General features: G+C 46.4%; 19 protein-coding genes. 5 read left to right on the top strand and 14 right to left on the bottom strand.

Translation table 11 applies throughout. The annotated features are described in order from the left end of the window. The first annotated feature begins 39 nt into the window (after window positions 1-39). Both purB and ICN33_RS02880 read left to right on the top strand, forming a co-directional pair. Window positions 40-1419 carry an adenylosuccinate lyase gene (gene purB, locus ICN33_RS02885; protein WP_216194378.1) on the top strand — a complete coding sequence of 460 codons (1380 nt, stop codon included), beginning with the start codon at window positions 40-42 and terminating at the stop codon, window positions 1417-1419. Then, window positions 1416-2771, top strand: coding sequence for a 3-deoxy-D-manno-octulosonic acid transferase (locus tag ICN33_RS02880; protein ID WP_216194377.1), 1356 nt, complete (start codon window positions 1416-1418; stop codon window positions 2769-2771). The genes purB and ICN33_RS02880 overlap by 4 nt, the downstream gene beginning before the upstream one ends. A 1-nt stretch (window position 2772) precedes the next feature. Here the strand turns inward: ICN33_RS02880 and secF are convergent, their stop codons facing one another. The 5 genes from secF to queA all read right to left on the bottom strand — a co-directional run bounded on the left by secF (window position 2773) and on the right by queA (window position 8310). Continuing rightward, window positions 2773-3747, bottom strand: a complete 975-nt coding sequence (secF, locus tag ICN33_RS02875) for a protein translocase subunit SecF (RefSeq protein ID WP_216194375.1) — start codon at window positions 3745-3747, stop codon at window positions 2773-2775. 3 nt (window positions 3748-3750) lie between these two features. Next, window positions 3751-5610 carry a protein translocase subunit SecD gene (gene secD / locus ICN33_RS02870; protein ID WP_216194373.1) on the bottom strand — a complete coding sequence of 620 codons (1860 nt, stop codon included), beginning with the start codon at window positions 5608-5610 and terminating at the stop codon, window positions 3751-3753. A gap of 38 nt (window positions 5611-5648) precedes the next feature. Beyond that, complete coding sequence (yajC, locus tag ICN33_RS02865) at window positions 5649-5975, bottom strand: preprotein translocase subunit YajC (protein ID WP_216194371.1); 327 nt, start codon at window positions 5973-5975, stop codon at window positions 5649-5651. A gap of 134 nt (window positions 5976-6109) precedes the next feature. Further along, on the bottom strand, window positions 6110-7267 hold the full coding sequence (gene tgt / locus ICN33_RS02860) for a tRNA guanosine(34) transglycosylase Tgt (protein ID WP_216194369.1): 1158 nt from the start codon (window positions 7265-7267) through the stop codon (window positions 6110-6112). Beyond that, window positions 7264-8310: a tRNA preQ1(34) S-adenosylmethionine ribosyltransferase-isomerase QueA gene (gene queA, locus ICN33_RS02855; RefSeq protein WP_216194367.1), complete on the bottom strand. Its 1047-nt coding sequence runs from the start codon at window positions 8308-8310 to the stop codon at window positions 7264-7266. The genes tgt and queA overlap by 4 nt, the downstream gene beginning before the upstream one ends. 30 nt (window positions 8311-8340) lie before the next feature. Here queA and recG point away from each other — a divergent pair, with 30 nt between their 5' ends. Together recG and ubiA are read left to right on the top strand one after the other, a co-directional pair. Continuing rightward, entirely contained in the window at window positions 8341-10404 is a 2064-nt protein-coding gene (gene recG / locus ICN33_RS02850; RefSeq protein WP_216194365.1) for an ATP-dependent DNA helicase RecG, read from the top strand. Window positions 10405-10414: 10 nt separating this feature from the next. Beyond that, complete coding sequence (gene ubiA, locus ICN33_RS02845) at window positions 10415-11278, top strand: 4-hydroxybenzoate octaprenyltransferase (RefSeq protein ID WP_216194363.1); 864 nt, start codon at window positions 10415-10417, stop codon at window positions 11276-11278. Here ubiA and proC read toward each other — a convergent pair. Genes proC through ICN33_RS02820 form a run of 5 tightly spaced genes read right to left on the bottom strand, consistent with a single transcriptional unit; the run spans window position 11264 to window position 16773 of the window. Further along, complete coding sequence (gene proC / locus ICN33_RS02840; RefSeq protein WP_216194361.1) at window positions 11264-12133, bottom strand: pyrroline-5-carboxylate reductase; 870 nt, start codon at window positions 12131-12133, stop codon at window positions 11264-11266. The two genes, ubiA and proC, sit on opposite strands and share 15 nt — an antisense overlap. Continuing rightward, on the bottom strand, window positions 12130-12855 hold the full coding sequence (locus ICN33_RS02835) for a YggS family pyridoxal phosphate-dependent enzyme (protein WP_216194360.1): 726 nt from the start codon (window positions 12853-12855) through the stop codon (window positions 12130-12132). Before ICN33_RS02835 ends, proC begins: the two co-directional genes overlap by 4 nt. Continuing rightward, entirely contained in the window at window positions 12852-14129 is a 1278-nt protein-coding gene (gene glcF / locus ICN33_RS02830) for a glycolate oxidase subunit GlcF (protein WP_216194358.1), read from the bottom strand. Before glcF ends, ICN33_RS02835 begins: the two co-directional genes overlap by 4 nt. Before the next feature lie 8 nt (window positions 14130-14137). Beyond that, window positions 14138-15283 (bottom strand): glycolate oxidase subunit GlcE, encoded by a 1146-nt coding sequence (gene glcE / locus ICN33_RS02825; protein WP_216194356.1) that lies wholly within the window; start codon window positions 15281-15283, stop codon window positions 14138-14140. Next, window positions 15283-16773, bottom strand: a complete 1491-nt coding sequence (locus ICN33_RS02820) for an FAD-linked oxidase C-terminal domain-containing protein (protein WP_216196527.1) — start codon at window positions 16771-16773, stop codon at window positions 15283-15285. Before ICN33_RS02820 ends, glcE begins: the two co-directional genes overlap by 1 nt. Window positions 16774-16815: 42 nt before the next feature. Between ICN33_RS02820 and ICN33_RS02815 the strand changes: the two genes are divergently transcribed. Continuing rightward, on the top strand, window positions 16816-17385 hold the full coding sequence (locus ICN33_RS02815; RefSeq protein WP_216194355.1) for a cob(I)yrinic acid a,c-diamide adenosyltransferase: 570 nt from the start codon (window positions 16816-16818) through the stop codon (window positions 17383-17385). 42 nt (window positions 17386-17427) lie between these two features. On the opposite strand, the gene ICN33_RS02810 is transcribed toward ICN33_RS02815, so the two are convergent. Genes ICN33_RS02810 through ICN33_RS02795 form a run of 4 tightly spaced genes read right to left on the bottom strand, consistent with a single transcriptional unit; the run spans window position 17428 to window position 25104 of the window. After that, the gene (locus ICN33_RS02810; protein ID WP_216194354.1) at window positions 17428-18552 is read right to left on the bottom strand and encodes a 3-deoxy-7-phosphoheptulonate synthase; all 1125 of its coding nucleotides are present in this window, start codon (window positions 18550-18552) and stop codon (window positions 17428-17430) included. A gap of 30 nt (window positions 18553-18582) precedes the next feature. Beyond that, window positions 18583-20073 (bottom strand): metalloprotease TldD, encoded by a 1491-nt coding sequence (gene tldD, locus ICN33_RS02805; RefSeq protein ID WP_255530603.1) that lies wholly within the window; start codon window positions 20071-20073, stop codon window positions 18583-18585. A gap of 20 nt (window positions 20074-20093) precedes the next feature. Beyond that, on the bottom strand, window positions 20094-20927 hold the full coding sequence (locus tag ICN33_RS02800; protein WP_216194352.1) for a carbon-nitrogen hydrolase family protein: 834 nt from the start codon (window positions 20925-20927) through the stop codon (window positions 20094-20096). 16 nt (window positions 20928-20943) lie between these two features. Beyond that, complete coding sequence (locus ICN33_RS02795) at window positions 20944-25104, bottom strand: YhdP family protein (protein ID WP_216194344.1); 4161 nt, start codon at window positions 25102-25104, stop codon at window positions 20944-20946. Window positions 25105-25179: the final 75 nt, after the last annotated feature.

The raw sequence follows: 25179 nt of genomic DNA, 5'->3' as shown, positions 1-25179 counted from the left end.
TCAGCTTTTATTGACATATTCAATGCAAAGGCAATATTCGTGAGTCAGCCGCTTTCAACCCTCAATGCCCTTTCACCCCTAGATGGCCGTTATGCCGGAAAACTAGATGCTTTGCGCCCTTGGCTTTCCGAAGCCGCTTTTATGCGTCAACGTGTTTTTGTCGAAATTCATTGGCTTTTGGCTTTGGCTGCTGCCGGCCTTCCTGATGTGCCAAAAATTAACGCTGCTGACGAAGCTTTTTTGCTTTCACTTCCAGAGAATTTTTCTGATGCCGATGCTCAGCGTATTAAGGACATCGAAGCGGTAACCAACCACGACGTAAAAGCAGTGGAGTACTTCTTAAAGGAAAAAGTAGCAGGTCGCCCTGATTTGCTAAAAGCCAGTGAGTTCATTCATTTTGCCTGTACATCAGAAGACATTAACAATACTTCACATGGTTTGATGTTGCGCGGTGCTCGTGATGAAGTGCTCTTACCTCAACTCAGAAAAGTACTTTCAGTACTGACTGATCTTGCAATTGAACACGCTAAAGTACCTTTGTTATCTCGCACTCATGGACAACCAGCTTCACCAAGTACTTTGGGTAAAGAGATTGCTAATATCGCGATGCGTTTAGAGCGCGCAATTGACTCCATTGCTGCGGCCCCCTTGCTCGGCAAGATGAATGGAGCGGTAGGTAATTACAACGCTCACATATCAGCTTATCCTGATTTTGATTGGGAAAATTTTTCAAAGAATGTAGTTGAGAAGCGTCTAGGTTTAACCTTCAATCCCTACACCATTCAAATAGAGCCGCACGATGGCATGGCCCAACTCTTTGATGCAATTGCGCGAGCTAATACGATTCTCTTGGATATGGATCGTGATTTCTGGGCTTATATCTCTATTGGATATTTCAAGCAGCGCACTAAAGCAGGTGAGATTGGTTCTTCTACTATGCCGCACAAAGTAAACCCAATTGACTTTGAAAACTCTGAAGGTAACTTAGGTGTTGCTAATGCATTACTGCGCCATCTTGCTGAAAAATTGCCGATCTCTCGCTGGCAGCGTGACCTGACTGATTCAACTGTATTACGTAACCTAGGACCTGCATTTGGTCATAGCGTCTTGGCTTATGACAGCGCCTTACGTGGACTTGGTAAGTTAGAGGTTAATCTTGCGGCGATTGCTGCTGATTTGGACGCATGCTGGGAAGTGTTAGCTGAGCCAGTACAAACCGTGATGCGCCGTTACGGAATTGAGAATCCCTATGAGCAGTTAAAAGAGCTCACTCGCGGCAAAGGCATTAATCAAGCAGATCTTCAAACCTTTATTCGTGGCCTGAAGATTCCCGATGATGCAAAAGCACGTTTGCTGGAGATGACCCCATCTTCTTACTTAGGTAAGGCGGTCGAGTTGACCGAACGACTCAAAAAGTGAGTTTGACTACCAATTCAGAGTATGGGGCGCGTCCCCAGACCTGGTTTGCTGCTTACCAACTGCTATGGCATCTCTTGCTGCCCTTAGCATTTATTCGCCTAGCTTGGCGTGCCCGTCACTCTTTCTCTTATTTGCATCACATTCCGGAGCGTCTAGGATTTGGCTATAGCAAGCCAATCACTCAGGGGGCTATTTGGATTCATGCGGTTTCAGTGGGCGAAACCCGCGCAGCTCAGCCTTTGATCGAAGCCTATTTGGCGAAGGGCGAATCCATTTTGCTCACACATATGACTTTGAACGGACGCCGCACCGGTAAACAGTTATTTGCTAAGGAGATAGCTTCTGGGCAAATTCGACAAGTTTATTTGCCTTATGACCTTTGCTGGTCAGTAGAGCATTTCTTAAAATCGTTCCAGCCAAAGTTTGGACTCTTTATGGAAACCGAAGCTTGGCCAACAGTAGTCTTTCGTTGCAAAGATATGGGCTTGCCATTGTTTTTGGTTAATGCACGTTTATCCGAGAGAAGCGCGCGACGTGTAAATCAATTTGGTAAAGCAGGGCGTTCATTATTTCAAGCTTTTGCAGGCATTTTGGCGCAAACTGAATTTGATGCCCAGCGGTATCGTAGCTCAGGCGTTAAAAATATTGTTATTACTGGCAATCTGAAGTTTGATGTTCCACTTGACCCGCAATTAGTTATTCAAGGTGAAGAATGGAAGAAAGAATTACATTCGGCTAATCGCTTGATGGTATGTGCTGCTAGTACGCGTGATGGGGAAGAAGCGATCATTCTGAAGGCTTGGAAAGATTTACTTTTAAACAATGCATTTATAACTCCTCCCTTGCTTTGTTTAGTGCCACGCCATCCAGAGCGATTTACGGAGGTGGCGGATCAGATCAATAGTGCTAGCTTGAGGTTTCGCCGTCGCAGTGAGTGGCCCGGCATTCCGAGTGAGTGCGCTGGATTAGATGTGGTTCTGGGTGACTCTATGGGTGAGATGCCTTTGTATTACAGTGCCTCAGACCTAGTGCTGATGGGCGGCAGTCTTTTGCCTTTTGGCGGCCAAAACCTCATTGAGGCATGTGCCGCTGGCTGCCCAGTTTTGCTGGGTGAGCATACCTATAACTTTCAGCAGGCAGCTTTAGATGCTATTGAAAGCGGTGCTGCTAAGCGTATTGGGGGAGATTTAATTCTAAGTGGACCGGTTGCCTTGATGGAGGCCTTGAAAGAATTACTGTTGAATGCTGCCGAGCTGGCAAAGATGAGTGCCGCTGCTAGGTCTTATTCAGTAGAACATCAAGGCGCAACTAAGAGAATCTTAGCTGCCCTTGATCAGCAAAACTTGCACTAGCTTAAACGCGTGCCCCGTAGTTAGGGTCATCGTTACGGGCATTGTCATCCGGCTTTTTATCGCCCTTCACTAAATCCTCGCGTGTAACACCAAGCCACATGGCTAGTGCGGCAGCAACGAAAACTGAAGAGTAGATACCAAACAAAATACCGATGGTCAGCGCTAAGGCGAAATAGAAGAGTGTGGGCCCGCCAAAGACTAGCATTGCCAAAACCATCATTTCTGTACTGCCGTGGGTAATTACTGTTCTACTGATTGTGCTGGTGATCGCATTGTCAATAATCTCGCGGGTATTCATCTTGCGGTATTTTCGGAAGTTTTCGCGAATACGGTCAAAGATCACGACGGATTCATTTACTGAGTAACCCAGAACTGCTAGAACTGCTGCCAACACGGAGAGGGAGAATTCCCATTGGAAGAAAGCAAAGAATCCCAAGATGATGACAACGTCATGTAAGTTCGCAATGATGCCGGCAACTGCAAACTTCCATTCGAAGCGGAAGGAGAGATACACCACGATACCAATGATCACAAAAATCAGCGCTTTTAAACCATCAAAAGCGAGTTCTTGACCAACCTGTGGGCCAACAAACTCTACGCGCTGAAGTTTCACGCCAGTTGTTTCGGGATCGAGCGCCTGCATCACTGCAGTACTTTGGTCGGCAGAAGAAATCAACTTCCCTTCAGCATCTTTTTGCAAGGGCAGGCGAATCATCACATCGCGTGAGCTACCAAAGTTTTGAATCTGAGTATCTGCATAGCCGAGTTTCTCGACCTTAGTGCGTATAGAGTCCAATGGAGCAGTCTGTGGATAGCTCACTTCCATGACTGTGCCGCCAGTAAATTCAATGGAGAGGTGAAGACCGTTATGCCAGAGAAAAAAGACTGCAGCTAAAAAGGTAATTAAAGAAATCGCATTGAGCACCAATGCATGGCGCATAAAGGGAATATCTTTTTTGATCCGGAAAAATTCCATGGCTTATTTCTCCTGTGGGCGCCAAACTTGGCCGATAGCGAGTTTTTGAATCTTCTTATGTCTGCCGTACCAGAGGTTAACAAGGCCACGTGAGAAGAAAACAGCCGAGAACATTGAAGTCAGAATACCTAAGCAGTGAACGACTGCGAAGCCTTTAATAGGGCCTGATCCAAACGCTAACAATGCCAGACCGGCAATTAAAGTCGTTACGTTCGAGTCCAAAATCGTTGCCCAAGCTTTATCAAAACCAACAGCAATTGCCGTTTGCGGTGAAGCGCCATTACGCAGCTCTTCACGAATACGTTCGTTAATCAACACATTAGAGTCAATCGCCATACCGAGGGCTAGGGCCATCGCCGCGATACCTGGCAAGGTTAGCGTAGCTTGCAGCATGGATAGCACTGAGATCAGCAAGAGTAAGTTCACTGCCAAAGCGACAACTGAGAAAGTGCCAAACAGTAGGTAGTAGACCATCATGAAGATTGCGATAGCAGTAAAGCCAATTAAGAGAGACTTAAAGCCCTTCTCAATGTTTTCTGCACCAAGGCTAGGGCCGATAGTACGTTCTTCGATGATTTCCATTGGCGCAGCTAAAGAGCCTGCACGCAATAGAAGAGCCAAATCATTAGCGCTCTCAGTGGTGGGTTGACCGGTAATCTGGAACTTAGCGCCAAATTCACTTTGAATGGTGGCGATGGTGAGTACTTCGCCTTTGCCTTTTTCAAACAAAATCATGCCCATTGGTTTGCCAATATTTTCACGGGTCACTTCTTGCATGACGCGACCGCCAGCAGAGTCTAGTGAGATATTTACAGCAGGACGTTGGTTTTGATCAAAGCCAGCGCTTGCATCGGTAATGCGATCACCACTGAAGATCACTGACTTTTTAAATACGCCTAAACGGTTTTCGCCAAAGCGGAAAGTGTCCATGCCTGGAGGAGGGGTTTCACCTAAGCCGATAGTAGAAACCAAAGGATCGGCCAAGCGAGACTCTAATGTTGCTGTGCGACCAATGATGTCCTTGGCGCGAGCTGTATCTTGTACGCCAGGTAACTGCACCACGATACGCTCAGCACCTTGCTGTTGAATTACTGGCTCTTTAACCGCCAACTCATTCACGCGTTTATTCAGGGTGATGATATTTTGTTTAACGGCGTTATCTTGTATTTCTTTTAATGCGGCCGGCTTAAATTCACCAACCACTTTAGGTGATAGACCGGTAGGCTTTACTTGCCAGATGAGTTCTGGTTGGGCCGTTAGCAATACACTGCGAGCCGCTTCAGCATCAGCGATGCTACCGAAATTAATAGAGATGAAATCAGCGCCACGCTCAATGCCTTGATGACGAATGCTCTTATCACGTAATTGGCTGCGGATATCGCCTGCCAAGGAGGTCACTTTTTTCTGAACTGCGCCCTTCATGTCAACTTGCAAGAGGAAGTAGACACCACCACGCAAATCAAGGCCTAGTGGCATTGGTAACGCGTTAATTGCGCTTAACCAGCTCGGTGTATTGGACAGCAAATTTAATGCAACGGTGTAATTGGGATCGTTTTGATCCACATTGAGTTTTTGTTGCAAAAGGTCACGCGCACGTAACTGAATATCAGTGTTATTAAAACGTACCTTGATGGAACCCACATGACCAGCAACCTCAAAGAAGATGCCGGTGTTATTGATGCTAGCCTCTGTCAAAATCTTTTCTACGCGAGCCTGCGTTGCCAAATCAACCTTGATGGTTGGTTTGGCAGACGAGACTTGAACCGCAGGTGCCTCACCATAGAAATTGGGTAATGAATATAGTCCGCCGATCAGTAGTGCAACTGCGATGACTAGATATTTCCAGAGAGGGTAGCGATTCATATTGAGATACTTTTAAACAAACAAATTGAGCGGATGCATTAAGCAGACTTCAGCGTACCTTTTGGTAATACTGTAGTGATGGCGCCTTTTTGCATTTGTACTTCAGTACCAGCAGAAATTTCAACAGTAACTACTTGATCTTTTAATGCTGTTACTTTGCCCATGATGCCGCCAACAGTCACCACTTCATCGCCAACACTTAATGACTCAAGCATTGCTTTAGTTTCTTTTTGACGCTTCATTTGTGGGCGAATCATGATGAAGTACAAAACTGCAAACATCAAAATCAAAGGTAGGAAGCTCATTAAGCCACCAGAATCTGCGCCCGCTGCAGGAGCTTGGGCAAAAGCGTTACTAATCCACATACAAAACCTCCATTAATTACCAATTAAAAACTGCCGAATTTTTCGACCTGTAAATCTTGGGTCGTAACCCGCAATTCTAAACTGTGTGGGGCTTGGGAGGTGATTTGCAGGGGGTTTTGCCCCCTGTAGGGCTATTAGTCCTGTCCGGGCTCAACGCCACGCTGGCGATTACTATGAAATTCCTCGCGATAAGCGCTAAAGCGGTCTTTTCCAAGGGCCTCACGGACCTCAGTCATGAGCTGGAGGTAGTAAGACAGGTTGTGGATGGTGTTGAGCTGTGACCCCAAGATCTCGTTGGCCTTTTGGAGGTGATTTAGATAGGATCTGGTGAAGTTTTGGCAGGTATAGCAGGCGCAGGTAGGGTCAACAGGGCGATCATCGTCCTTATATCCTGAATTACGTAGCTTAAGGTCACCAAAGCGTGTAAAGAGCCAACCATTTCGGGCGTTTCGGGTAGGCATGACGCAATCAAACATGTCAATGCCTAGACTGACACCCAAAATCAGGTCTTCTGGAGTGCCAACGCCCATTAAATAATGAGGCATGTGTTCTGGCAGTTTTGGTGCGGTGAAATTGAGAATGCGCTCAAACTCGGGTTTTGGTTCTCCAACCGAGAGACCACCAATGGCAATGCCATCAAAACCTTGCTGACTAACGGCATCTAAAGAGAACTCACGAAGATTCTCGAACATACCGCCCTGTACTATGCCAAAGAGACCATTGCCAGTATTGAGCTCACGAAATCGCTTGAGGGAGCGATCGCCCCAGCGTAAGGACATCTCCAGTGAGGCACGTGCTGTTTTTTCGGAAGTGGGCTGCCCTTTAATCTCGTACGGAGTGCATTCATCAAACTGCATGGCAATATCGCTATTGAGTACCGCCTGAATTTCCATTGACACTTCTGGAGACATAAATAACTTGTCTCCATTAATTGGTGAGGCAAAGGTGACGCCTTCTTCAGAAATCTTGCGTAATGCACCCAAACTAAATACTTGAAAACCACCTGAGTCAGTGAGGATGGGTTTATCCCAGCCCATAAAGCGATGCAAGCCCCCATGCTTCTTAACAACGTCCAGTCCGGGCCTTAACCAAAGGTGAAATGTGTTGCCCAAAATAATTTGTGCCTTGGCTTCATTCAGGTCGCGCGGCGTCATTGCTTTTACCGTGCCATAGGTTCCTACTGGCATGAAGATCGGCGTTTGAACACTGCCGTGCGGGAGATCAAGCTGCCCAAGGCGGGCGGGACTTTGTGAGTCGCGCGCCAGAATGTTGAAGTGAACGGGTTTGGTCATGGCTTTGTATTCTCGAGTCGGCAAAGAAACATCGCGTCTCCATAACTGAAGAAGCGATATTTCTGATGAATGGCATGTTGATAAGCAGCGCGAATGTTATTTATTCCAGCAAAAGCACTAACCAACATTAATAAAGTAGATTTTGGCAGATGAAAGTTTGTTAACAAACAATCTACGGTTTTAAATTGATATCCCGGAGTAATAAAAAGATTGGTCTCGCCGCTACTTTGCCCGCTAGCCGCCTGGCTCTCTAAGGCGCGCAGGCTGGTGGTGCCTACCGCAATCACTCTGCCACCATTTTTCTTGGTTGCTTCTATTGCTTGCAAAGTTTCGTTAGGAATGGAGAACCACTCGTAGTGCATCTTATGTTTTGAGAGATCTTCTTCGCGCACAGGTGTGAATGTACCTGCGCCCACATGCAATGTGACGGTTGCTTGTTTAGCGCCCAATTGCTGAAGTTCTTGCAAGATCGCTTCATCAAAATGTAAGCCAGCTGTAGGTGCCGCTACGGCACCTGGATTTTTAGCAACAACCGTTTGATAACGCTGTGCATCTTCGCCGTCAGGTTGATGTTCGATGTATGGCGGAAGAGGTAGCTCACCAAAGCGCTCAAGTAAAGAAAAAACATTCTCAGGAAAGCGAACTTCATAAAAACGTCCGTCGTACCCAATCATTTCCACGGGGAAGGTTTCGCCAGCCTGATTATGGACATGAACGGTGGTGCCAGTTTTTGGCACCTTAGATGCCCTTATCTGTACCCAAGCCTGTTTTTCGCCACTGATGCGTTCAATGAGTAATTCAACGTTCCCGCCAGTTTCCTTTTTACCATGCAGGCGTGCGGGAATGACCTTGGTGTCATTGAAGACTAATAAGTCCCCAGGCTGAACAAGGCTCAGAATGTCCTTAAACTGTAGATCTACCAATTGAACGTGATTTGGCCCGCTAGCCTTTACCTCTAAGAGGCGGCTATCGGTTCTATTCGCCAAGGGATGTTGGGCGATTAGTTCGGCAGGAAGTTCGTAATTAAAGTCGGAGAGTTGCATAGCATTACCATCAGGTATTAGATTTTAACGATGACTACTAAACAAGCGCCAAGCACACTCCAAAAGATGGGTTTAGACAGCCCTATGGCCCTTGCTTTGCACTTGCCAGCCCGATATGAGGATGAGACGGAGTTGCTCACCATTGAGGAGGCTATTGCTCAGGGTAGGTTTAACTCGGCCCAAACTCAGGGGGTAGTTATCCGTAATCAGGTCTTGTTTCGGCCAAGAAGGCAAATGGTCGTCACTATTGAGGATGACACTGAAACCTTAAATCTTCGCTTCCTCAATTTTTATCCTAGCCAACAAAAGCAGATGGCAGTAGGCGTCAATATCCGAGTGCGCGGTGAGGTGCGCGAGGGTTTTCAGGGTCCAGAGATGGTGCATCCTACTGTGCGAGCTGTAGCTCCTGATGCTCCTTTGCCTGCTAGTTTGACCCCTGTTTACCCTGCAAGCGTTGGTGTCTCGCAAACTATTATTCGTAAGGCAGTTACGCAAGCCTTGCGTGACCCAAGCCTGCAAGATAGCTTGGCTGAGTTCTTACCCAAAAAACTGATGGTCGAGATGTTGCCGGGCAATGACTGGCCCAACTTACAAGCGGCTATTACCTACTTGCATCAACCGCCCGCCGATGCTAATACCCAGGCTTTACTAGACCGTACCCATCCCGCGTGGCGTCGGGTGCAATTTGAAGAGCTTCTTGCGCAACAAATCTCTTTAAAAAGAGCTCATGCGATTCGTCGAGAACGGCATGCGCCAAGTTTTCCAAAAGAAAAGAAGCAAAGTTTTGAAGAGGGATTGTTAAAAGTCTTACCCTTTAAATTAACTCAAGCACAAGAACGTGTTTGGTCAGAAATTAGTCATGATCTCTCCAAATCTTTCCCCATGAATCGCCTCCTGCAAGGGGATGTGGGGAGCGGGAAGACTGTGGTAGCTGCCTTGGCCGCGGCTCGGGTAATGGATCATGGTTATCAAGCCGCCATCATGGCCCCTACTGAGATTTTGGCTGAGCAGCATTACCTCAAAATGAAAGAATGGTTTGAGCCTTTGGGGGTTCAGATCGCTTGGCTATCAGGAAGTCTAAAGGTTAAAGAAAAAAGACATGCGCAAGAAGCTATTGAGAATGGGAAAGCCCAACTAATTATTGGTACGCATGCCCTCATTCAGGAGAGCGTCAGCTTTGCTAAGTTAGGTCTAGCGGTGATTGACGAGCAGCATCGTTTTGGCGTGAGACAGCGTTTAGAAATTCAGCAACGCGTTGGCTCAGAATTGTTTTACTGTCATCAGTTGATGATGTCTGCTACTCCCATCCCACGCACTTTAGCGATGACCTACTACGCTGATTTAGATGTTTCCGTAATTGATGAGTTACCTCCTGGACGAAAACCGATTGCTACTAAAGTCGTTAAAGCTAGTCGTCGTGATGAGGTCATTAGTGGTTTGCAAAGTTGGTTATCTAAAGGATTACAAGCGTATTGGGTTTGTCCTCTTATTGAGGAATCTGAAGTCCTGCAATTGCAAACAGCAGTTGAGAGTTTTGAACAACTCACACAAGCTTTGCCTGACTTTAAAGTTGGCTTGGTGCATGGCAGACTAAAAGCAGAAGAAAAAGCGGCAGTCATGGCCGCCTTCAAATCGAACGAAATTCAACTCTTGGTAGCAACTACAGTGATTGAGGTTGGCGTTGATGTCCCCAATGCGGCGCTGATGGTGATTGAGCATGCCGAGCGTTTTGGATATGCTCAGATTCACCAGTTGCGTGGGCGCGTAGGGAGAGGCTCCGCAGATTCAGTCTGTATTTTGATGTATGCCGAGCCACTCTCGTTGGCTGCTAAGGAGCGTTTGCAAACTTTGCGAGAGACATCGGATGGGTTTGTGATTGCTGAGCGCGACTTGTCACTGCGTGGCCCTGGTGAATTGCTTGGTGCCAAACAATCGGGTGATGCCATGCTGCGTTTTGTAGATTTGCAACGGGATGCTTGGTTGATTGAGTTAGCCCAGCAGGCGGCAGAGCGCTTACTTGCTGAGCACGCAGATTTAGTGGAGCGTCATTTAGAGCGCTGGCTTGGATCTCGTGCGGAATTTCTAAAAGCTTGATAATTGCACTATGAATTTAAGAGAGCGTTTCATTTCATATTGCTACCTCATTAGGTTGGACAAGCCTATTGGCACACTCTTGCTTTTATGGCCTACGCTTTGGGCTCTTTGGTTGGCAAGCAGCGGTATGCCTGATGTATCTATTTTGCTGATCTTTACTGTCGGCACCTTTTTGATGCGCAGCGCAGGATGTGCAATCAATGATTATGCTGATCGTGACTTTGACCGCCATGTGAAGAGAACGCAAGCGCGCCCAGTTACCAGTGGAAAAATTTCGGGTAAAGAGGCCGTTGCGGTAGCTGGCACATTAGCCTTCATTGCTTTTTTACTGATTCAACCTTTGAATGTATTCACGAAGCAACTATCAGTGCTTGCTTTATTGGTTGCCTTTATCTATCCCTTCACTAAACGCTTTTTTGCTATGCCCCAAGCGGTCTTAGGGATTGCCTTTGGCTTCGGCATTCCCATGGCATATGCGGCGATTCTGGATTTCATCCCCCTAGAGGCTTGGATTCTATTTGTGGGGAATATCTTTTGGGCAATTGCCTATGACACTGCCTATGCCATGGTCGATCGTGATGATGACTTGCGCTTAGGTTTGAGAACATCTGCCATTACTTTTGGTCAGTATGATGTACTTGCAATTGCAATAAGTTACGGCATTTTGTTCGTGAGCCAGTTATGGGTTGCGCAATTAGCTGGTCTAAGTAATTATTTTCTAGTGGGATGGTTCGCAGCATTAACTTGTGCGATCTATCATCTAAAGCTGGTATCTACTAGTAATAGAGAAAATTGTTTTAAAGCATTTCGCCATAACAACTGGCTAGGTGGATTTTTATTTCTCGGAATTGTGTTGGGACTAGCTCTGCCCTAACTCATCCCCCATAGCTTTGCCGCGTTGACTTGCGGCATCAATGGCTTTTTCTAAGATCTCGTTCCAACCTTGCTGCTTCATCACATCAAGTGCTGCAGCAGTAGTGCCTCCCTTAGAGGTTACTCTTTCGCGCAGAACGCCAGCATGTTCATCGGAGTTATGGGCTAACTGCGTTGCACCTTCAAGTGTGGCATATGCAAGCTTACGCGCAGTCTCTGAATCAAGACCTAACTTCTCACCAGCAGACTGCATTGCCTCTAGAAATGCAAAGACATAAGCAGGGCCGCTACCAGAAACAGCAGTCACTGCATCCATCAGCTTTTCTTCGCTTACCCATACAGCTTGACCTACTGCATTACAAATCATTTCAGATAAAGCGCGATCAGCATCATTTACTGCGGCATCTGCAAATAGACCGGTGATACCTTTACCAATGAGGGCTGGAGTATTTGGCATGGCGCGCACACAACGCGTGTGGTCTAACCAGCGGCTCATATCCTTCAAGCGAATGCCGGCCGCAATACTCAGAATCAATGGACCGGGTGCGCTGGCATGTTTTAACTTCGCTGCTAAGCCTTTGGCAACTACGTTGAAATCTTGAGGCTTAATCGCCATGACAACAACATTATTTTTGGAGAAGTCAAAAGCGATTTGCTCTAATGTGCCAATTCCTTGTACGCCAAAATCTTCATGCAACTTCAGGGCGGTTACAGCATTTGCTTCAACAACAGAGATTTGATTTGGCTCAAATCCGCTTGCAAGCAGACCGCTAATGAGCGCGCGCCCCATGTTGCCGCCACCGATAAAGGTAATGTGGGTGTTGCTATTATTTTGCGAGGTTTTGTTTATGCTCATTTGCTAATCTTATCGCGCTTCCCAAAAATGGCCGTACCAACACGGACCATAGTGCTACCTTCGTCAATGGCAGACTCTAAATCATCTGACATGCCCATTGATAGGGTGTCAAAGAATTGGTACCCCAGTTCAGTCGAGTGAGTGATTTGGATCTTCGTAAAACAAGCTTGAACAGCCGCAAAAGCCTTGCGCTGCTCAATCGGGTCTGGGCTGGGTTCTGGAATAGCCATTAAGCCCCTGAGAACTAAGTTTGGCAAAGAGCTAATGGCATTGCAAAGTTCTTCAACTTCCCCCAGGGAAACGCCGCTTTTACTATTTTCCTCGCTAATATTAATTTGTACGCAAACCTGCAGGGGTGATAACTCAGGAAACTCACCCCGTTGAGTGGATAAGCGTTCAGCAATTTTGAGGCGATCTACGCTATGAACCCAATCAAAGTGCTGCGCCACCTCTCTCGTTTTATTGCTCTGCAACGGGCCTATGAAATGCCAAATCAACCAAGGACGTAATTTAGCAAGCTTCTCAATCTTTTCAACGGCCTCTTGGACGTAGTTTTCACCAAAGGCAGATTGACCGGCATGCATAGCCTCCTCAACTGCCGAAGCTGGGAAAGTCTTACTAACCGCAAGGAGCTCAATTTCTTCGGGCTCACGCTTTGCTGCTAAAGCCGCAAGTTCAATTCGTGCTCTGACTTGCATGAGATTTACAACAATGGAGTTCATGCGGCCTTAGAAGATTTGCTGAGCATTTGGTCTACGATTTCAATCCAATGGACTACTGGAGTGTCATCTTGCTGCAGATGGGTAATGCAGCCAATATTTCCCGAAACAATTACTTCTGCCCCAGACTCTTCACACGCTGCATTTAAGTGAGTTAACTTATTTTTGCGGAGTTGTTCCGATAGTTCTGGTTGAGTAACTGAATAAGTGCCGGCAGATCCACAGCAAAGATGGCTATCGGCACATAAACGCACACCAATACCAATGCTTGAAAGTAACCCCTCAACCTTGCCGCGAATTTGCTGACCATGCTGCAAAGTGCAGGGCGGGTGATATACCACACCAGGTTTTGGGTCGGTACCTAAGAGTTGAACTAGCTCATTTTGTAAGGAAGGCAGTATTTCGGAGATATCTTTTGTTAATTCAGAAATCTTCTTTGCTTTGGCTGCATAGGCTGGATTAGCTGCAAAGAGATGGCCATAGTCTTTCACCATCACTCCACAACCTGATGCCGTCATCACAATGGCCTCTACGCCGCTTTCTACCAAAGGCCACCATGCATCAATATTTTGCTTAGCATTCTCTAATCCGCCAGCTTGATCATTCAAGTGGTAGCGTAGCGCTCCACAGCAAGTGGCATTGGACGCGCTAACTAGTTGAATCTTTAACGCATTGAGCACACGCGCTGTTGCTGAATTGATGTTCGGGAGCATGCCAGGCTGCACGCAACCTTCAAGCAAAACCATTTTGCGCTGATGTGCTGTAGTAGGCCTTGCATATGCATCAGTGGAGTTGGCTAATGCTTTGTTAATAGTCAGCGGAATCTTGCGTTTAATGCCACTCGGCATTAATGGGCGCACTAGGCGACCCAAGGCCATTGCTGAATTAAATAAAGCCGGTTTAGTTAAACCTTCTTTTAAGGCCCAGCGAGTCAGGCGTTGACCGACTGGACGCTCAGGCGTATTTTCTTCTGCCCATTTGCGACCTATATCCACTAGGTTGCCGTATTGCACGCCACTCGGACAAGTACTTTCGCAATTGCGACAGGTTAAGCAACGGTCTAAATGTAAGCGAGTCTTTTCGGTGGGGGCTTGACCTTCAGCCATTTGCTTAATGAGATAGATTCTGCCGCGTGGACCATCTAACTCATCACCAAGCAGTTGATATGTAGGGCAGGTGGCAGTACAAAAACCACAGTGAACACATTTGCCCAGAATACGGGCTGCCTCGATACCTTCCGGTGTGTTGGCAAATTGAGGGGCGAGTTGAGTTTGCATATAAAGACTTATGGAAGACGTTTAGTGGCGAATACACCTGCGGGATCAAAGGCTGATCGCAGGCGATCTTGCACTGCCTCAAGGGCTTTGGAATGAGCTTGCTCTGATAGTAAAGTAAAGCGCTGATGGCTAGGATCTACATTTGCGCCCTGTCTAAAGCGAGCCGCATGTCCTCCATGAGAGCTGGCTAATGCTTTAATTGCTTTAAAGCTAGCCTCATCACCAGGCGCTTTAATCCACCGTTGTTGGCCATGCCATTCCAAAATAATTTCATCGGCAGCGCTAGCGATAGTAATTGGCCCACAGGCAGCAGGTAGCGCTAAGCGATAAAGGGTTTGATCGCCACCAAGATTAGCAAACGCAGAAACTTTTTGCTCACGCAAATCATTCCAGAAATGTTCTGCAACTTCATGATTAAGTTCAATAGCATTCACCAATGGACCCATGAGGGGAATCGCAGCTTTTACGGCAGCTGCTGCACCTGCGAGGCGGAAGGTAAGTTCGCCATCTCCGCCTTTGGCAGAACCTATCCAGCAACTTGCAGATAGTGGCAGTGGCTGCCCAGCCCATTCATTGAGAATCTTTAAGGCTTTATCTTGGGGGATCTGGCAACGTAGCGTTACGGTCGCAGCAGGCTTTGGCAATACTTTGACTGAGGCTTCCAATAAAAGCGCAAGCGTTCCCAAAGAACCCGGCAATAAACGAGAGACGTCATATCCTGCAACGTTCTTCATCACTTTACCGCCAAAGGAAAGATCCTGACCTTTGCCATCGATGATGCGAGCACCCAATACAAAGTCGCGGAAATTACCAACAGTGATTCGTCCTGGACCAGCAAGTCCGGCAGCAATTGCGCCACCAAAGGTTGCATTCTCACCAAAGTGGGGTGGTTCAAAAGGCAGCGTCTGATTTTTTTCTGTGAGAGCGGCTTCAATTTCTTTGAGTGGAGTACCGGCACAAGCAGTAATCACTAACTCTTCTGGTTGATATTCCAAAATTCCTGAGTAGGCACGTGTTTCTAGCTTGGTAAAGTTATTTGGATTTCCGTACCAGGATTTAGTGCCGCCACCTTCAATTGAAAGCGAAGTTCTGTTCTTTGCGGCATTCAGAATTTGCTCTCGAAATGCGTTGATTTGTGGGTGGGAGTGACTCATTAGAAGCGCTCCAATTCTGGGTGAGGCAATTGGCCGCCGCTAATGCGCATGCGACCATATTCTGCGCAGCGATTCAAGGTTGGAATTGCTTTATCTGGGTTGAGTAATTTCTTTGGATCAAATGCGCTCTTCACGCCCCAGAAAGATTCCCGCTCGCCCTCGCCAAACTGTACACACATGGAATTAATTTTTTCGATGCCAACACCATGTTCGCCAGTAATAGTGCCACCGAGCTCTACACAGGCTTCCAAAATTTCAGTACCGAATTCTTCAGCGCGATGCCATTCATCCTGATCGGCGCCGTTGAACAAAATAAGTGGATGCATATTGCCATCACCTGCATGAAATACATTTAAGCAGCCAAGGCCATATTTCTCTTCCATGCCCTGAATACGCTTGAGCAGAGTAGCAATGTGACGGCGCGGGATGGTGCCGTCCATGCAATAGTAGTCAGGCGCCAATCGACCTGCAGCCGGAAAAGCATTCTTGCGACCACTCCAAAACTTTAAACGTTCGCTTTCATCTTGGGAAATCTGAATGCCACTTGCACCAGCTTCTTCGAGTACCTTGGTCATGCGCTCGATTTCTTCAGCAACCTCTTCCGGTGTGCCATCAGATTCACAGAGCAAAATGGCTGCAGCCTCTAAGTCATAGCCAGCATGCACAAACTCTTCTACAGCACGCGTCGTGGCCTTATCCATCATCTCTAAACCAGCAGGAATGATGCCGGCTGCGATGATGGCAGCAACTGCGTTACCACCTTTTTCAATATCGTCAAAACTTGCCATAATCACACGAGCCAATTTTGGCTTAGCCACTAATTTGACGGTGACTTCAGTAACCACTGCAAGCATACCTTCGCTACCCATCATGATCGCCAGTAAATCAAGCCCAGGAGAATCTGGTGCCAAGCTACCAAATTCAACGATCTCACCGTTCATGAGTATTCCACGCACACGCAGAACATTGTGCAGGGTCAAACCATATTTAAGGCAGTGCACGCCTCCAGAGTTTTCATTGACGTTGCCACCAATCGAGCAAGCAATTTGAGAGGAGGGGTCTGGTGCATAGTACAAACCAAGATGCGCGACAGCTTCGGAGATGGCGAGATTGCGTACACCAGGCTGAACTACTGCAGTGCGGGTAAATGGATCAATACTGATGATTTTCTTAAGCTTAGCTAAAGACAGTACCAACCCCTGGGAAAGGGGCATTGCGCCACCAGAGAGCCCGGTTCCAGATCCACGAGGCACCACTGGAATTTGCATTGCATAGCAAATCTTCAAAATTTGGGCGACTTGGTCTTCGGTTTCAGGTAAAGCCACTGCCAAAGGCATCCGGCGATAGGCTGCCAGACCATCACATTCGTAGGGGATGGTGTCTTCCGGCTCCCATAGAAGGGCATGTTCCGGCAAGATTGGCCGCAAGGCTGCAACCAGTTTGGTCTGAAGGGCGCTAATAGCGGCTAATTCGGGGGGTGGGGTCACCATATTCATAAGAATCATTTTAGCCATTTACCTATAATTAGGTTTATGGGAAATCGACTATCAAAAATCGCCACTAGAACGGGTGATGCAGGAATGACTGGCTTAGGAGATGGCAGCCGCGTAGAGAAAGATCACCTGCGGGTCTGTGCCATGGGCGATATTGATGAGTTGAACTCGGAAATTGGCGTTTTGATGACCGAAGAGATCCCTGCACCCATAGCTTCTGAATTACATGCGCTTTTTTTGCAAGTGCAGCATGATTTATTTGATTTGGGTGGTGAGCTTTGCATACCGAATTACAAGCTACTTAAACCCGAGCATGTCGCACAGCTGGATGTTTGGCTTGAAAAATACAATGCGCAATTGCCTCCGTTAACAGAATTTATCCTACCTGGTGGTACACGTGCTGCGGCACAAGCGCACGTTTGCCGCACCGTATGCAGAAGAGCGGAGCGTTCGATTGTTCGCCTGGGTTGGGAAGAGCCTTTGTATGACTCGCCTCGCCAATACGTCAATCGTTTATCCGATCTCCTGTTTGTGCTTGCACGTATTCTGAATCGTACCGCTGGTGGTTCCGACGTACTGTGGAAGCACGAAAAAAAAGAGACTAAATAAATTAGTCTCTTTTAACTGCAGTACTACTAAATTACTTCTGCATTATTTTTTCTGGCTGCGACGTTTTTTAACGGCAGTTGCAAGACGCTCGAGTACATTTACTGAGTCATCCCAATTAATGCAGGCATCAGTAATACTCTTGCCGTATTCCAATTTATTGGGATCATCTTTTCCTGGCGTGAATTTCTGAGCACCGTCATTCAAATGACTTTCAATCATCACACCAAAAATTTGATGTGATCCAGATTCAATTTGCTGTGCCACATCATCAGCAACCACAATTTGACGCTCATGTTTCTTGCTTGAATTAGCGTGCGACAAGTCAACCATCAAACTGACTGGAAGCTTTGCTGCTTCTAGCTCAGAGCAGGCAGCCTGTACATATTTAGCTTCATAGTTTGGCTCTTTTCCGCCTCGCAAAATTACGTGACAGTCTTTGTTGCCTTTAGTTTCCACAACAGAAACTTGACCATTCTTATGAACAGATAAGAAATGATGTGGACGACCAGCTGCTTGAATCGCATCAGTAGCAATTTTGATGTTGCCGTCGGTGCCGTTCTTAAAACCAATAGGTGCAGAGAGGCCGGATGCAAGTTCACGGTGTACTTGACTCTCAGTAGTGCGCGCACCAATTGCCCCCCAAGAAATAAGGTCAGCAATGTATTGCGGGGAAATCACATCCAAGAACTCGCTACCAGCTGGCATACCAAGGCGATTGATTTCCATCAGCACTTGGCGAGCAAGGCGCAGACCTTCTTCGATGCGATAGCTTTCATCCAAATACGGATCGTTGATTAAACCTTTCCAACCAACAGTAGTGCGCGGCTTTTCAAAATAAACACGCATCACAATTTCCAATTCGCCAGCAAAACGCTCACGCTCAGCTAAGAGACGTTGGCAATATTCCAGCGCTGCTTTTGGATCATGAATTGAGCATGGTCCGATGATGACGAGTAAGCGGTCATCTTTGCCATGGATAATGTCACGGATCTTTTTGCGGGTTTTGCTGATCAGCGCCTCAATCGGTGTTCCAGAAATTGGAAAGAAGCGAATCAAATGCTCTGGCGGAGGCAGAACAGAAATTTTGTCAATGCGTTGATCGTCAGTATCCGAAGTCTTGTCGACAGCGGAGTACCAATTAGCGGGATTCGTATTTTGTTGGCTCATCCGGCTATTTTAAGCCGTAATTAGCTGATATCAGGCAGTCCCACCTACAGTCAGGCTGTCAATCCTGAGGGTGGGCTGTCCAACCCCGACCGGAACGCTTTGCCCTTCCTTGCCGCAAACCCCCACACCACCGTCTAATTTGAGGTCATTTCCGATCATGGATACCTGTTTTAGAGACTCTGGTCCACTACCAATAATGGTGGCGCCTTTAACGGGATATTGGATTTTGCCGTTTTCCACCCAGTAAGCCTCTGAAGCAGAAAAAACGAATTTGCCGCTAGTGATGTCCACTTGGCCACCCCCAAAATTCACTGCATATAAGCCGCGCTTAATACTGGCGACAATTTCTTGGGGATCATCTTTGCCGGCAAGCATATAGGTATTGGTCATGCGCGGCATCGGTAGAGAAGCAAAACTTTCACGGCGACCATTGCCTGTAAGGGGCATATTCATCAGGCGGGCATTCAGGCTATCTTGGATATAGCCCTTCAAAATGCCGTCTTCAATTAAGGTGGTGCATTGCGTTGGTGTACCTTCATCATCAATATTCAAGGAGCCTCTACGCCCAGACAATGTGCCGTCATCAACCACGGTGACACCCTTGGCTGCTACCCGTTGACCAATTCGACCAGCAAAAGCAGAAGAACCTTTGCGATTAAAGTCGCCCTCGAGACCATGACCTACTGCCTCGTGCAACAAAACGCCAGGCCACCCAGGCCCCATCACCACTGTCATTGGGCCTGCAGGCGCAGGGCGAGATTCGAGATTAACTAAAGCGCCATCAACCGCTTCATCAACATAACGATTAATGAGCTCGTTATCGAAGTAAAGATAGTCATGCCGTGCGCCGCCGCCAGAGGATCCTGATTCACGGCGACCATTTTGTTCGGCAATAACATGCACTGACACGCGCACTAGCGGACGCACATCAGCAGCCAATAAGCCATCTGCGCGCACCACTAAAACGACATCAAACTCCCCAGCTAAACTTGCCATGACTTGAATGATGCGCGGATCACGCGCTTTGGCGCGACGCTCAATACTTTCAAGTAGCGCAATTTTTTCTTTGGGCTGCAGTGAATCTAAAGGGTTGATATCTGAATAGAGCTTATTCGATACGGTATTAAATAGTTTGCTCGCAACCGCTTGCTTACCGCCCTCAGGACCAATTACTCGAGTAGCTTTAGCTGCTTTATTTAGGGCTTCTAAGTTAATTTCATCTGAGTAGGCAAAGGCAGTCTTATCGCCATAGATGGCGCGTACGCCAACACCTTGGTCAATATTAAAACTACCTGATTTAACGATTCCCTCTTCCAGACTCCAACTTTCGCTGCGAGTATGCTGGAAATAAAGGTCTGCATCATCGAGGCGATGGGTAAATAGATTTCCAAAGGTGTGATGCAGATCTTGTTCTGATAGACCAGTTGGCTCAAGCAAGATAGATTTGGCTAATTTAATGAGGTCTGCTTGCTTTTTGGCTTTGGTCCAATTAGCGGGAAATAGTGCTTCTGGTGCATTCATGTGATTCAGCAGATCTTTCTTTAAAGCTTGCGATGTGTAAGTGCGGGTAACTTAGAGCGTACCTCGTTTAATTTATCTTTGCACAAAACCCCAGAAATAAAGCCCTCTCCCTCGGGGAGGTTGGCCATAATATCGCCCCAAGGATCAATCAGCATGCTGTTACCCCAAGTACGACGTTGATTTTGATGCATTCCCCCTTGGGCAGATGCCAAAACATAGCATTGATTTTCAATGGCTCGGGCGCGTAGCAAGATCTCCCAATGATCTTTGCCAGTGGTGTAGGTAAACGCAGCGGGAATGATATGGCAGTCCACTTGGCCTAGGGCGCGATAGAGTTCTGGGAAGCGTAAGTCATAACAAATGCTCAAACCAAACGTCCAATCACTCCCGTTAATTGAAATCTTTAAAAGACCCGGCGCATTGCCAGCTTCAATTGTTTCGGACTCTTGATAGCGCTCAGTGCTTGTTTGAAAGCCAAATAAATGGATTTTGTCGTAACGAGTAATCTGCTGACCGGCAGGATTAAATACAAGAGTTGTATTAAGCACCTTATTGGGGTCTTTCGCTTCCAGTGGAATCGTGCCAGCAACTAAATAAAGATTATTTTCTTGAGCAATTTGGGAAAGGTGTTCTTGAATGGGCCCACTTCCAGCGCTTTCTCTTGCGCGCACCTTATCCTTATCTTTAAGGCCCATTAAGCAAAAATACTCTGGCAAAACAGCTAGCTGAGCACCATCTGCAGCGGCAGTAGCGATGAGTCTACTTGCGGTAGATAAGTTCTCCTGCAAATCAGGAGTAGAGACCATCTGGATGGAGGCAACCTTAAGTTCTGCATTACTTGCTGATGTGCTCATGCTGTATTCGCTAGTGTTAGTTGGCGGTTTTATTGGGACTGCTTGGATTGCTCGGATTGTTTTGTGGTCCTGTGGTGTTGCTGCTTGGCTTGTTTTGCTCTTTTAGCAACTCCTTGCTACGAATCGTATCAATAGTTTTGCTATCGATTGGTTGACCCTTCTGATCAAGTGGGATCACTTCCGGGTTATCCCAAGATCCCTGTACTAGATAGTCAGATTGAAAGTTGCGATTGATCTGGCTGGTAATCAAGTACTGTCCAACTAATGCACCAAGCCCTACTATAGGGTTAATAGCAAACGCAGCTAAAGAGCCCGCTGTTGCATCAATTGTCGGAAAAATAGTGACCCGCAAATCTTGTGTTTGCTTGGGAATGTTGATTTGTCCTGTCATAGCTACCCTTGCTTGATCTAGACCCATCGTGAATTGCTTGGTTTGGGCTATGCCGGCATTCATATCAAAAGAGGCATCAATAGTATTAAATGGAGTGCCTTTAGTAACAATATTTCCTAGACTTCCTTTTAGGTCAAACGTGGCAAATCGAAACAAGCTTTGTAAGCTCAGAACATCGAGTAGTTTTGCGCTACTGGTATTCACTTCTAGAAGGCGCCCTTTTTCTAGATTCAGATTTGCTTTGCCTGCAAGGGTGTCATATTTTGGATCAAACGGAGATCCGTCCCACTCGGCATTCACAGTTAATTTTCCTTGCCCACCTTCCACTGACTTTTGATTGGTCCAATGACCAATAATCTGGCCAGCATCCTTAATCTCCAAATCAACATTTAAGTTTGTGTGGGCAGGCGTATTGGATGTGTCACCAACCCAACGGCCATTAATGATTGAGCTGCCCTGTGGGCTGCTAAATTGAATGGAATCTATATTGATAGCATTGCCAGTGGTATTAGTTTTAATTTTTACCTGACCAAGTTGCGCTTTTTTCCAATCAAAGTCGTCAATAGTTAAATCAATACTAGGTATAGAGCCTGGCTCAAGTGTATTTTTACTGGCTGGATTTTTTTGATCCTGCTGCGTAGGAGGCGGGGCAATGATTGATTCAGGAACTTTGAGGCGCGCAAGTCGCCCGCTGATAAGGCTGCTAACTTGAGATTGATTGGCGGGTTGATATTGAATATTGCCGGTAATCTGAGGGGATCCTCTTAAGCGCAATTGCCAAGCGGCATTTTTATTGGTTGCCACCAGATTTAAGTCCTGCCAAATGCGATCAGATAATGTTAATTGCTTAACTTGCGCCGAAACTTGAATGCTATTTGTATTGTTGGAGATAGAGCTAGAGCTAGGCGCAGATTTTTTTCTATTTTGATGACTCAAAAATTCTTGCCAGACATCTAAGTTCAGCTCATTACTTACAAGGTTAAGCTGAAAGCCTTGTTGAGGTGGAATCGCGGGCGTTCCAATGCCAACAGCATGACGAATGGTATCGTCGCTCGCTATTTCACCCTGAATAAAGTAGGCATCCCCTATTTTTCCATCCCAAGAGAAACGGCTTGAACTAGTTTTGGTTTTAGCAAAAGTTTTGAGATTAAGCTGGCCTGACATTGCTGTGCCAATCTGCTTTTTAGCAGGCGCAGGGGCAGTACTACCCCAGTTCCGCATATCAATTTTCAGATTGGTTTCGCTATTCCCTTTGTTGAAGTTAATAATGCCATCATATTTAGCTACTCCGCTCAATGCCTGCAATATTGGAAATGCTTGTACGGCACTATCGCTAGCAAAGTAGTCTTTGATAAAGCTTGCTGAAACATCCCCCGAGATGTTATAGCTTTGGCCCTTTTGGTTGGGTGCTGTGCTTGAAATTTTGATGGCACCACCAAGAAAATTAGCAGTGATATTTTCAAATTCCGGATTAACCTCAGTAATTCGTATCATTCCCTTGAGATTCTCAAAGGGTGGTAAGTCAGCCCATTGCACTCTGTTACCAGGAAAGCTTAATTGAACATCTGCGTTGGTATCTCCACTACCGGTCAGTGGAATCTTTAAGTCCAAACTTAAGTTGGTTGGCCCCGTTATTTTGAGATTCTTCTCAAGTTCAATCTGCTTCTTGCCAACAGGCGAGGCAAATAAATAGTCCAGCAGTTGCGGTGCATCACCTTGCGCTTCGCCATTGACTGTCAGTATTAATTGCTTTGCAATAACACTCGGAATTTCTGCATGAAATTTACTGAGAGCAACTTGTTTGTAGTTTGCTTGATCGATATCTACTGTGAAGTTGGCATTCTTCATGTTAACGACGCCATTCACCTTATTGAAGGCGGGCCAAACACCTTGCGCAGCTGATGAGGCAGGCACTGGACTGAAAGTAGCGCCAGTAATCGGGAGCTTGAGGGTGAAGTCTGCAGTACTCGATTTGGGGAAGGGCACTTCATTGGGATCTCCTTGAATATGCAGGCTACCTTTTTGAATACTGCCTGCATCAAAGGCTTTACTTAAATAGGTCTTGGCATCACTTCCCATGCCAATCGGCAAATAACGATAGGCAGTTTTAAGATTGGCCTGACTAAAATCCATATCTAGAGTCATGTAGTCAGGCTTTTTAGCTTCGCCAATGATGTAATTTAGATTGAGCGTTGTTGATATATCGGGGTTACTAAGAGCTAACCGTTTTGCATTAATGACCCAATTTCCTTTTTGCTTCGACCAAGAAATTTGACCGCTGGCTTTGTCCAGTTTTATTTTGGGGTCCACCAACAAGTCGTTCACCTCAACTTCGAGATCATTTGATGCAATTGAGAAGCTGCCCTTGCTTTGGTCGGCAGTGAGGAAGCCTGAAAGCTTTGATACAGAAGGCATTGATTTATTGATGCCAATAAAGCTCAAATCAATGAGTTTGGCGCTTACAGTAAAGTCTAGTTTGTTTGTCTTAAACCAGCCACCAGGAATATTGAGGGCCGATAAAGGTGATTTACTTTCCGCCCAATTAATATCTAAATCTTGTAATTCACCATCTGCTTTCGAGGCCTTAATCCACTGGTGTACTTTTTTGGATAACGGAAGATTAAGGGCAAATAAGGCAACATCTTCAACCAGTATCTTTGGCGATGAAAAACCAAACTCTTTAATTTCCCCATCTCCAGCAGGGGGTCTCCAACGGAAAGTCATTGGACTCAAATGTTCTAGTGGGGTAGATTTTGGACTATCGATATCGCGCCACGCAAAAGTCTTGGTTGTAACGGAGATCAAGCCACTGTCAGTTTCTTGAACTAGATTGGTTTCTAATCTTCCAAGTGCAATGGCATCTTCATCTTTAGATAACTGGATGGTTAAGTTATCAGCGGCGAGATTAATTTCTCCGCCATCAGGCTTGCCGTTGTCAATTTTTAGTTTTCCATTGGAGTTCAGGACTCCCTCAAGAGTATTTAGTGTGAGGGAAAACTCACTGGCTATTTGACTAAGCTGGAGTTCATTTAAATTCCAGGAAATTGTTCCAATCCAGTTACGCCAATTACCAGCTTGGCCGCCGATATGATGAACTAAATCAATATCAAGTGTGAGCGGACCTTTGGTCCAAGGCGTGACGGCGCTTAGCGAGCCCTGGTGACTGCGAATGCCATTGCTAAGAGAAAGACTTTGAATATCGATTGTCGTGATTGCTTTTTTCTTGAGTTGATCATCCCAAAATAGTTTGACATTGCTGATGTGAATTTCATTTTGAGCGAAGAGCCAATTCTCTGCAGAATAGTCATTCGAATTTCCATCAATCGAAACGCCGGCAACGGTAACGATGCCTTTCTTATTACGTTGCGAAAAAATTTCAGCATTTGTAATATTGAGTTCATAAAAATACGGCGCAAGGTGATAAAAAGATGCCCAACTTAACTGACCATTAATTTTCTGAACAAATAAGTATGGCTGTGATTTATCTGGACCGTTGAAGCGTAAACCTTCAATTTCAAAATTAGGCCTCATCCCTGTCCACGAAACTTGGAGAGAGTCCATCGAAACTTCAGCGCCAATTCGAGCGCTGATCAGTTTTTCAACCGAGGCTTTGGATTTCTCAATTTGAGGCCAAAGTACAAAACGAACTCCAATATGTCCGAGCACAAATACTGCCGCAACAATACCGGCCAAAATCAGGGCACGCTTACGCCAAGCCCCACTCGAACCTTGAGGACGTTTAGCAAGCACGCTCTTGAGGCGAGGCGGGATGAACTTTTGCAGCATGAGCTCTATTATCCGTCAGGCTTAGCTTGATCGCCAAGCTTCTGGCTTGAGTCTTGGGGTCGGATTAAGATGGGG

Source organism: Polynucleobacter sp. UB-Tiil-W10 (assembly GCF_018881605.1).
Classification (GTDB): Bacteria; Pseudomonadota; Gammaproteobacteria; order Burkholderiales; family Burkholderiaceae; genus Polynucleobacter.
The sequence above is the reverse complement of the archived record's forward strand: the minus strand, read 5'-3'. Positions and strand labels throughout refer to the sequence as shown.

Bases quoted from the DNA above. Each gene is read 5' to 3' on its own strand.
- secF (WP_216194375.1), bottom strand. From the start codon at position 3,747: ATGGAATTTTTCCGGATCAAAAAAGATATTCCCTTTATGCGCCATGCA.
- secD (WP_216194373.1), bottom strand. From the start codon at position 5,610: ATGAATCGCTACCCTCTCTGGAAATATCTAGTCATCGCAGTTGCACTA.
- yajC (WP_216194371.1), bottom strand. From the start codon at position 5,975: ATGTGGATTAGTAACGCTTTTGCCCAAGCTCCTGCAGCGGGCGCAGAT.
- tgt (WP_216194369.1), bottom strand. From the start codon at position 7,267: ATGACCAAACCCGTTCACTTCAACATTCTGGCGCGCGACTCACAAAGT.
- queA (WP_216194367.1), bottom strand. From the start codon at position 8,310: ATGCAACTCTCCGACTTTAATTACGAACTTCCTGCCGAACTAATCGCC.
- recG (WP_216194365.1), top strand. From the start codon at position 8,341: ATGACTACTAAACAAGCGCCAAGCACACTCCAAAAGATGGGTTTAGAC.
- ubiA (WP_216194363.1), top strand. From the start codon at position 10,415: ATGAATTTAAGAGAGCGTTTCATTTCATATTGCTACCTCATTAGGTTG.
- proC (WP_216194361.1), bottom strand. From the start codon at position 12,133: ATGAGCATAAACAAAACCTCGCAAAATAATAGCAACACCCACATTACC.
- ICN33_RS02835 (WP_216194360.1), bottom strand. From the start codon at position 12,855: ATGAACTCCATTGTTGTAAATCTCATGCAAGTCAGAGCACGAATTGAA.
- glcF (WP_216194358.1), bottom strand. From the start codon at position 14,129: ATGCAAACTCAACTCGCCCCTCAATTTGCCAACACACCGGAAGGTATC.
- glcE (WP_216194356.1), bottom strand. From the start codon at position 15,283: ATGAGTCACTCCCACCCACAAATCAACGCATTTCGAGAGCAAATTCTG.
- ICN33_RS02820 (WP_216196527.1), bottom strand. From the start codon at position 16,773: ATGGTGACCCCACCCCCCGAATTAGCCGCTATTAGCGCCCTTCAGACC.
- ICN33_RS02815 (WP_216194355.1), top strand. From the start codon at position 16,816: ATGGGAAATCGACTATCAAAAATCGCCACTAGAACGGGTGATGCAGGA.
- ICN33_RS02810 (WP_216194354.1), bottom strand. From the start codon at position 18,552: ATGAGCCAACAAAATACGAATCCCGCTAATTGGTACTCCGCTGTCGAC.
- tldD (WP_255530603.1), bottom strand. From the start codon at position 20,073: ATGAATGCACCAGAAGCACTATTTCCCGCTAATTGGACCAAAGCCAAA.
- ICN33_RS02800 (WP_216194352.1), bottom strand. From the start codon at position 20,927: ATGAGCACATCAGCAAGTAATGCAGAACTTAAGGTTGCCTCCATCCAG.
- ICN33_RS02795 (WP_216194344.1), bottom strand. From the start codon at position 25,104: ATGCTGCAAAAGTTCATCCCGCCTCGCCTCAAGAGCGTGCTTGCTAAA.